At 47.0% G+C, this 9,347-nt stretch carries 7 protein-coding genes; 4 read left to right on the forward strand and 3 right to left on the reverse strand.

Translation table 11 applies throughout. The annotated features are described in order from the left end of the window. The 3 genes from ACKPQ5_RS10530 to ACKPQ5_RS10540 form a co-directional block, all read left to right on the forward strand. On the forward strand, positions 1-2,056 hold a 2,056-nt coding region (locus ACKPQ5_RS10530; RefSeq protein WP_407679069.1), incomplete at its 5' end, for a DUF1553 domain-containing protein. Between the two features lie 2 nt (positions 2,057-2,058). Continuing rightward, positions 2,059-3,510 carry a DUF1501 domain-containing protein gene (locus tag ACKPQ5_RS10535; RefSeq protein WP_407679075.1) on the forward strand — a complete coding sequence of 484 codons (1,452 nt, stop codon included), beginning with the start codon at positions 2,059-2,061 and terminating at the stop codon, positions 3,508-3,510. A gap of 27 nt (positions 3,511-3,537) precedes the next feature. Beyond that, positions 3,538-4,149, forward strand: a complete 612-nt coding sequence (locus ACKPQ5_RS10540) for a 3-keto-disaccharide hydrolase (RefSeq protein ID WP_407679070.1) — start codon at positions 3,538-3,540, stop codon at positions 4,147-4,149. 39 nt (positions 4,150-4,188) lie between these two features. On the opposite strand, the gene ACKPQ5_RS10545 is transcribed toward ACKPQ5_RS10540, so the two are convergent. From ACKPQ5_RS10545 to ACKPQ5_RS10555, 3 genes are all read right to left on the reverse strand, one after another. Beyond that, a complete protein-coding gene (locus tag ACKPQ5_RS10545; protein WP_407679071.1) occupies positions 4,189-4,908 on the reverse strand; it encodes a spermidine synthase family protein in 720 nt (239 codons plus the stop codon). A gap of 39 nt (positions 4,909-4,947) precedes the next feature. Continuing rightward, positions 4,948-6,426, reverse strand: coding sequence for a sulfatase family protein (locus ACKPQ5_RS10550; RefSeq protein WP_407679072.1), 1,479 nt, complete (start codon positions 6,424-6,426; stop codon positions 4,948-4,950). A 65-nt stretch (positions 6,427-6,491) separates the two neighbouring features. After that, positions 6,492-8,060, reverse strand: coding sequence for an arylsulfatase (locus ACKPQ5_RS10555; protein WP_407679073.1), 1,569 nt, complete (start codon positions 8,058-8,060; stop codon positions 6,492-6,494). 139 nt (positions 8,061-8,199) lie between these two features. On the opposite strand from ACKPQ5_RS10555, the gene ACKPQ5_RS10560 reads away from it, so the two are divergent. Continuing rightward, on the forward strand, positions 8,200-9,347 hold a 1,148-nt coding region (locus ACKPQ5_RS10560; RefSeq protein WP_407679074.1), incomplete at its 3' end, for an arylsulfatase.

The following is a 9,347-nucleotide window of genomic DNA, read 5'->3' on the forward strand; positions in this document are numbered from 1 at the left end:
TGTGGAAGTACCTGAATCCAAGACTGATGGTAAAGTGGCACGTAATCTGGATAGGGATGATATGGTATCCAATGTCTTCAACAGTTTTTGTGCCACCACGATCCAGTGTGCCCGTTGTCATGAGCATAAGGGGGATCCGATTGGGCAGGATCACTATTACAGTTTGCAGTCGGTTTTTGCGGCGGTCGACAAGGCGGACCGAATATATGGGCTCGATCCAAAAGTGGCCCGCAAAAAAGAACAATTATCAATCCAACAGGGAACTCTTGCCCGGGAAGTCGCTTTGGCAGTGAAGGAATTGAAAAAGAAAGGAGCGGGAGAACTTAAGAAATTGAATGACCGCCTCTCCAAACTTCAGAAGAGTAATGGTATTGCGACTCGGGTGCCAGAGCATGGATACCACAGTCAAATTGTTCAACGCCCTGACTCAGTTAAATGGGTGCAGGTGGATCTGGGAAAGAGGCAGAAGATCAAGTCCGTTTTATTACATGCATGTTACGATGATTTTGCCGGGATCGGTGCGGGTTTTGGATTTCCCAAGCGATTTAAAATTATTGCCTCGAATAAGGAAGACTTTTCCAGGAATCAAATATTGGTGGACCGCACGAAGAAAGACTTTGCAAATCCCCGCCTTGAGCCTGTTTCCTTTAAGGTAAATTCCCATGCCCGTTATTTGAGAATTGAGGCAACCAAACTGGCGGAGAGAAAGAACGATTATATTTTGGCATTAGCTGAACTTCGGATCCTCGATGAAAATTTGGAAAATCTGGCGATGGGAAGAAAGGTCACCGCTCAGGACAGTATTGAAGCACCGATTCGTTGGCGAAAATCGAACCTGACGGATGGGAAATGGTCCAAAAGTAAAGATCCCGAGAATTCCAAACAACTTCATGCTCTCCAAAAGGAACGCGAAATATTTCTCTCATCCTTGCAAACAGATAAGGAAAGGAAAGAACTGGCTAGTAAAAAAAAGGAACGGAAGGAGGTCGAAAAAAGCCTCAAGGCCTTGCCGGAAGGAAAAATGGTCTACGCCGCGACCACGCATTTTAAACCTCGCTCAAATTTTAAACCCACGAAAGGCAAGCCGCGGAGGATCCATGTTCTGCATCGGGGAGAAGTTAACCAACCACGGGACCCTGTTCGCCCTGGTACGATTCCACTTTTAGCCAAAGAAAAATGGGAGTTTGATCTGCCGGAGGTACATGATGAAGCGGAGAGACGGGCGGCTTTGGCGGAATGGATTGTCCGCGAAGATCACCCGCTCACTTGGCGGGCGATTATAAACCGGATCTGGCAATGGCATTTCGGTCAACCGATTGTGGGGACGCCCAATGATTTTGGTCCGCTCGGTCAATCACCGACTCATCCGGAGCTTTTGGACTGGCTGGGGGTTTACTTCCGTGATTCTGGAGGTTCGTTCAAAAAACTCCATAAGCTTTTGGTGATGAGTGAAACCTATCGGCAATCCTCGCTGGAGGACGGAGATAAATCGAAAATTGATTCGAGTAACCAGTGGCTCTGGCGAATGAACCGGAGAAAACTTTCGGCGGAGGAAATGAGAGATGCGGTTTTATTGGTGAGTGGTAAACTGAATCTGGAAATGGGAGGGCCTGGGTTTTACCTTTTTAATTTAGAGCAAACTGCTCATTCTCCTCATTATTACTATCACAAATTCGATCCCGAAGATCAAAAAAGTCATCGTCGATCTGTTTATCGCTTTGTGGTGAGGTCGCAGCCTAATCCGTTTATGACAACACTCGATTGCGCTGATTCCTCTCAGAGCACTCCGAGACGTAATGAAACCCTGACCGCGTTGCAGGCACTCAGTCTGCTTAACAATAAGTTCACGCTTGCGATGTCACAGCATTTTGCCGATCGACTGACAAAAGAAGGGAAAGGGAGCGGTTATCAGATTAAAGCCGGCTTTAAACTGGTTGCCGGTCGTCTGCCAAATCCCGAAGAATATCAGTTGCTGGTGCAGTATGAGGAGAAGCATGGTATGGCCAATCTTTGCCGGTCCCTGTTCAGTCTGAGTGAATTCTCCTTTATTGATTGATGATGAACTTATCTCCGATTTCACGCCGTTCCTTTGTATCTCAATCCACGATGGGAGGGTTGGCCCTTGCGTCAATGTTATCAAGGGAACCCTTACAGGCTGGAGTTGGTTTGCCCGCCGGCCTGCATCATCCACCACGGGCTAAGCGGGTGATTCAATTATTCATGGCCGGTGCGGCCAGTCATATCGATATGTTTGATCACAAACCGGAATTGATCAAGAGGCATGGGAAAGAGTCAGATTTTGGTGAGCATGTCGAAGCTTTTCAGAATGGATTGGGTCCATGGATGAAGTCTCCATTCGCATTTAAGAGATACGGGCGATGTGGAAAGTTACTGAGCGAGATCGTGGAGCCCCTCGGTGAAGTGGTGGATGATATTTCATTCGTACATAACATGGTGGGCAAGACGGGGGTGCATAGTCAGGCCACTTACTTACAGTCCACAGGTTTCCAATTGCCCGGGTTTCCCGGTGCCGGTTCCTGGGTGAGCTATGCGTTGGGTTCGGAAAATGAGGACTTGCCGGCTTTTGTAGTGCTACCGGATCATCGTGGGTTTGCTTCCAATGGCCCCAAGAACTGGGGGAGTGCATTTCTACCGACGCACACGCAGGGAACCACCATTTTTCCCCAGCGTTCGAATCCGATCGAGGATCTGCATCCTCAGGCAAACTTTGTGACCAGGGAGAGTCATGGTGAAGGAATAAACCTCATTAATCAACTGAATCGGATGCACCAGCAAAAGCGTCCCCTCGACCCACGATTGGATTCCCGTATCCGAAGTTACGAACTTGCGGCCCGGTTACAATTATCAGCCACCGATGCCCTCGATCTTTCCAATGAACCTGACCATATTTTAAAAATGTACGGGTTGGAAAATCCAAAAAAGGAGTATCCCAAGGAGATTAATCCGGAAGAGGAAACCGAATACTTTGGCAGGAAATGCCTGATTGCCAGAAGGCTGATCGAGCGGGGCGTTCGTTTCGTTCAGGTATGGAGCGGGAATGATAATGGATTTCCCCGTCGTAACTGGGACAGCCATGAGGACATGACCCGGGATCACCCATCTCTTTCCCTTGGTATGGCCCGGGGGACGGCTGGTCTGATTAAGGATTTAAAGCAACGCGGTTTGCTTGAGGATACCATTATTCACTGGACCACGGAGTTTGGACGGATGCCCAGTAGTCAGGGAAGCAAGGGGAGGGATCACAATCCCTTCGTGTTTACCAACTGGTTTGCAGGAGGGGGCTTTCAAGGGGGAATGACACACGGGGAGAGCGATCAGTGGGGATACAAACCACTAGACCGAAAGAATCCCACAACCGTGTACGATACTTACGCCACCATGCTTCACCAACTTGGATTTGATCACGAGCGATTGACGGTGCGACACAACTCAATCGATCGGCGCCTCACGGATGTTCATGGTCATGTGGTCACGGATATTCTTGCTTAGTGTCTTCGATTCTCAAATCCTACTGGTATGAAAAATTTAATGCCTTTTCTCGTTTTTGTTATTCTTTCAAGTTTTGTCCTGGGTGCCAAACCAGTCTCTTTATTTAATGGCAAAGATCTAAGTGGCTGGAGAAAAGCCAACTATGTGGTCGAGGACGGTACAATTGTCTGCAAGGGGGGCAATCTGGTTTCGGAGAAGGAATACTCTAATTATGTGTTCGAATTCGAATTTCTTTTGCCACCCGGCGGTAACAATGGGTTGGGTATACACTATCCCGGAAAGGGAGATGCGGCTTACGCGGGTATGGAATTGCAAATACTCGATAACTCTCACAAGCGATATGCGAAACTCAAGGATTACCAGTACCATGGATCACTCTACACCTTAGCTGCAGCCAAGCGTGGCCATCTTAAGCCTGTTGGTGAGTGGAATCGTCAGAAGGTAACGGTTAATGGCCCGCTTATCAAAGTGGAACTGAACGGAACGGAGATTCTTAGTGCAGATTTGGATGAGATCAATCAAGCCAAGCCCAAGCATAAAGGAGCCAAACGGCGTAGCGGTCACATCTGTTTCTGTGGTCACGGAGCACCTGTGAAGTTCAGGAACATCACCATCCTCGAGTTGCCCGAGGGCAAGTAATTCGTTGTCCCTCCCGCTTGCCGGGATGCGATCCTTTGTTTAGCCGGACTTTTGGGCTAGGTAGACAGTTCCCTTCGACGTGTCTTCGGTTATAGGATTATTAAACTCTATGGTATGACCTTCAGACGACTCAAAGACTTTGCCTAATCGATCGATGAAGGATGATTCTGGTTTTCCGTCTGCCCAAATCGCAAAAACTCCCCCCGGTTTCAAGTGCTGCTTGAGTTCATTCAATCCTTCTTCGGTGTAGAACCGGGCATTGGTCTGGTACAAAACATTGCTTGGCGTATGGTCAATATCGAGAAGAATGACATCGTGCTTTTTTGCTGGATTTACAGAATTGAAATGATTGTCAGTATCTTGAGAAAGAGCGAAAAAATCGGCATGAATCAAATGGCACCGATGATCACCAGTTAAAGATTCGCCCAAGGGAACCAACCCATTCTTATGCCATTCGATTACGGGTGCTAGGTATTCGATAACGACAAGCGAGCTTACTCGTGGATCTTCCAGTGCTGCGACCGCAGTATATCCCAACCCGAGGCCTCCCACCACTACATCTAGATCGTCTCTTTCCATTAAATCAAGCCCGAGCTTGGCGAGCTGATGTTCTGCTTCATGAAATAGACTGGACATTAAAAAATCGTCACCCAGTTTGACTTCATAGACATCAATATCCCCCAGTTTCGGTATTCTTCTGCGGCGCAATACCAAGTCACCTATGGGGGTGGAATTAAAGTCCAGTTCTTCGAAGATCAAAATCTTTTTCCTCCTTAAAATTAAAGAATTATACAGTACCTAGCGTCTGAGCTTGCGGTCGTAAAACTGTTCATTTTTTGGGCGACGGATCGGGAGGGAAAGACCACTGGTGGAATCGAGTTCATTAAATAGTTTTTCACGAAGTTCTAGGATACGTTCCTGGTAAGCGGGTACATGGATTAGATTATGACGTTCATGTGGATCGGAATTTAGATCATAAAACCCGTTCCGGTCCCACACACCATGATAAAAGACGTATTTTTCTTTATCTGTACGGATGGCGAGGGTTGTCGGGGTGGCTGGGAAATTCCATTCCCAGTGGTATTCATAAACGAAATGATCACGCCATTTATGCTTTGGCTTCTTTCCCTGAAGTAATGAAAGGAAGGAGTCTCCGTCCATCTTGGGATTGGCTGGTAATGCAACTCCCGCGTATTCCAGAATGGTGGGAGCAATATCCACATTGAGAGTCATGTTTTCAATGCGGGCACCCGGCTTGATCAACTTGGGATGGCGGGCGAGCATGGGAATGCGGATGGATTCCTCGAAGGCATCGCGTTTGTCGTAGAATCCATGCTCTCCGAGGGCGAAACCATTATCCCCGAGATAAATAACCAGGGTGTCTTCGGTCAGTTTGAGCTTATCCAACTGGTTGAGGACTCGACCAATATTCTCGTCCAATGCATGAACGGTCTCGCAAAAATTATGATACAGTTCATCGAAGTCCGGGACGGGATCTTTATCCAACGCACCCGTTTGCATATGGTCGATCCCATGAATTCCATACCTGCGTTCACGAATCCAATTGGATTGCGTTTGATAATTCTCCTCGGTGTTTGCCATGGTTTCCGGGTAGTCGATCTTTTTGTCCGAATAGCGTTCGGCATGGCGGGGAGGGGGCTGGAAAGGGTAGTGGACTGCCTTGTATCCGATTTGGAGAAAGAAAGGTTTTTTCTTTTTATTGGGCTTGGATACTTGGTTGAGCCAACTGATCGCCTGATCAGTAAGCAGATCGGCATTGTATCCCTTGAATGATTTCCTCTTGCCATTAATGTTGAATGTGGGATCGAAATAAGTTCCCTGACCGGCAAAACTAACCCAGTGATCAAAGCCTTTTCGGGGGGTGTCGTCTTCATGCCCCATATGCCATTTTCCCACATACCCAGTTTGGTATCCTGCATCCTGTAAATACTCAGGGAAAAACATGGTGCCTGGCGGCACGGGCCGCTGGTTATCAACCACCCGATGATTTCGCATATATTGTCCGGTGAGAATGGAGGCCCGGCTGGGAGAACAGAGAGATGTGGTGACAAAGGCATTGGCCAGATGAGCACCCTCAGTGGCAAGGCGATCCAGGTTGGGAGTCTCCAGGAATTCAGGAGATTCCTCCATGAAGCTCATAAAATCATACCGGTGATCATCGCTGAGTATGACGACGATGTTTTTGCCTCTAGCAGCAAGAGGCACGAATAAAATGTATATGAACGCAGTAAAGGAAAAGCAGGAAACGTATTTCATAAGTGAATTTTTTTGGATGCAGATAATTTGTGGGTACGGAAATTGAAGTTGTTTTAATATTGTTTTTATAATCGATTTCTGTCCACTTGGTTTTGATCCCGTTTTTGCCAAAGTTTGGCGAGTTCATTGGCTTTTTGAGGATTTCGTTCGGCCAAGTCGTTTAATTCATTTGGATCCACGCTGAGATCATAAAGTTCCCATTTGGCCCTCTTTTTTTGATCTTTATTGAAGACGAGTTTCCAATTTCCCGTGCGGATAGCTTTGCCTCTCGCATGATGGAAAAAAAGGACTGCTGGGTCTGCTTGTTTCTTACCGAATAGAGCAGGTAGAATGGATCGGCCATCCCAAGCGATTCTCTTTTTTCCCGCTGAGGTTTCTGGCGGAGTGATTCCGGTGGCTTCGATAATGGTGGGTACCAGGTCAACGAGATGTGATAGGGTTTGGTTGGTGGATCCCTTTGTTTTAATTTTTTTTGGCCAGTGAGCAATCATAGGTGTATGGATTCCCCCTTCATGGTCATATTGTTTGAAGAAGCGATAGGGTGTATTGGATAAATTGGCCCAGCCATACCCATAGCTCTGGTAGGTAATTTCTGGACCAGGCATAATGTGAGTGAGGTTCCCGGGTTTCATTGATCTACCGTCCCTGGTTTTTTCTGGGAGGTAGTCACCTTTTCTATTAGGCGGGTATTCGACATGGCACCCTCCATTATCGATGGTAAAAAAGACGAGAGTATTTTCAAGTTGTCCGGATTCCCGTAAGTGATCGATCACTTCACCAATGACACGATCCATTATGCTAACCTGAGCGGCATAGACTTCCATGCGCCGTTCCTGCCAGGCTTTGTGCTTTTCATCTTTCCATGCAGGAATATTAGGGTGACGGGGGGAAAGTTTAACTGACTGGTTAATGACTCCCAATGCTTTCATTCGTTTGAGGCGTTTTTTCCTTAGTTCATCCCAACCAGCAGAGAACTTTCCTTTGTAGTTATTAATTTCATCTTCCGGTGCATGAAGGGGCCAATGGGCCGCAGTGAAGGGCAGATAGAGAAAGAAAGGTTGATCTGTCGGAGACTTTTGGAGGAATGAAATCGCTTCTTTTCCAATCGCGTTAGTAAAATAGTAATCCTCATCGTCCATAAATTCATGGTCGATTGAAGTTCGGTTTCTTTTGAGACCCTCAGGGGAAAAGAAACTACTTGCCCCGCCAAGGATTCCATAGAAGTAATCAAATCCGCGTTGATCGGGATAGACCGCATCTCGTCCATTGTTTTGTGTGAATTTCCCCGCGAGGTGCCACTTGCCCATCATACCGGTAGCGTATCCGTTTTGCTTAAGAACTTCGGGGAGACTGATGCAGTGTGGATGAAGGGTGCCGTTTTTTAGGGAAGTTCGGTGATACACTCCGGTGAGCATGGAAGCACGGGACACCCAGCACATATTTTCGCTGTAGAAATTTGTGAAGCGAACACCCCCGTTGGCTAGGGAATCCAAATTCGGGGTGCGAATCTCTCCGCCGAAACATCCTAGATCGGAGTAACCCATATCGTCCGACATAATTACTAGAATGTTGGGTTTTCCGGAAAGCTGGAGAAATCCTGTAAACAAGAAAACTAAAAGTAAAATGTTTCTCATATAATAGGATGGAAGAGAAGAAGGCTTTCGGGTCAATTATTAACCGTTGATCCGAAGGATATTATTTTTAGATTATAGATTTCAGCGTGACCTTTTCTTCTTCTGCCAATTAAATGATTATTTGCTCAGTACTTAAATTATGAAAATATTTCTCATCACTCTTACAAGCTTCCTGTTCCTTTCATGCGTGGCCTTGGCCAAGAAACCAAACTTTGTCTACATCATGGTGGATGATGCCGGGTACGGGGATTTTTCCTGTTTTGGTCAGAAAAAATTTAAGACTCCGAATGTGGACCGGATGGCCAAGGGGGGAATGAAGCTGACCGACTTCTATGCTTCCAGTACGGTTTGTGCACCTTCCCGTTCCAGCCTGATGACCGGTCATCATTCGGGCCGTGGTTACATCCGCGGTAATAAAGAGATCAAACCCGAAGGGCAACATCCGTTACCCATGAAGGCAGTGACTATCCCTGAAGTTTTAAAGCAGTCAGGTTATGTTTCGGGTATGTTCGGTAAATGGGGACTGGGTGCTCCCGGTACCGAAGGTGATCCAATGAATCAGGGTTTTGATCGCTTTTATGGACTGAACTGCCAGCGTCAGTCTCATAATTTTTATCCCACCCATGTATGGAGCGATCGGAAAAAGGTCATGCTGGATCGTAAGCATTACTCTCATACATTGATTGCGGACGAGTGCCTGAAGTTCATTCGGGTAAATAAGGATAATCCATTTTTCTGCTACGTTCCCTTCACGATTCCTCATGCGGCGATGCAGTCTCCCGAAAAGCGGATTGCTCCCTGGAGGAAGAAGTTTCCCGAATTTGAAAAGGTTACCGGGAAGTATGGAGGTTCGGTGATCACCAATCCGGTGGCTGCCTTTGCGGCGATGATGGAGCATATGGATGAAGATGTCGGGCGGATTCTTGATCTTCTGGAAGAACTTAAGATCGATGATAATACCCTGGTGATTTTTACCTCGGACAACGGCCCTCACAAAGAAGGTGGTCACAAGCCTGACTTCTTTGACAGCAATGGTCCGCTCAAGGGATATAAGCGCGATCTATATGAGGGAGGCATCCGGGTTGCCACAGTTGCCTGGTGGCCTGGTAAAATTAAATCCGGAAGCACCAGTTCCCATATTGCCGCGGGTTGGGACTTGTTACCCACCCTGTGTGAATTGTCAGGCACGGAAGCTCCTACCGGATTAGATGGAGTATCCTTCGCTCCCACACTCTTGGGTAAAAAGAATCAACAAAAGAAAAGAGAATATCTCTATTGGGAATTTCA

The sequence above is a fragment of the Candidatus Seribacter sulfatis genome (assembly GCF_964187635.1).
Taxonomy (GTDB): Bacteria; Verrucomicrobiota; Verrucomicrobiia; order Opitutales; family Seribacteraceae; genus Seribacter; species Seribacter sulfatis.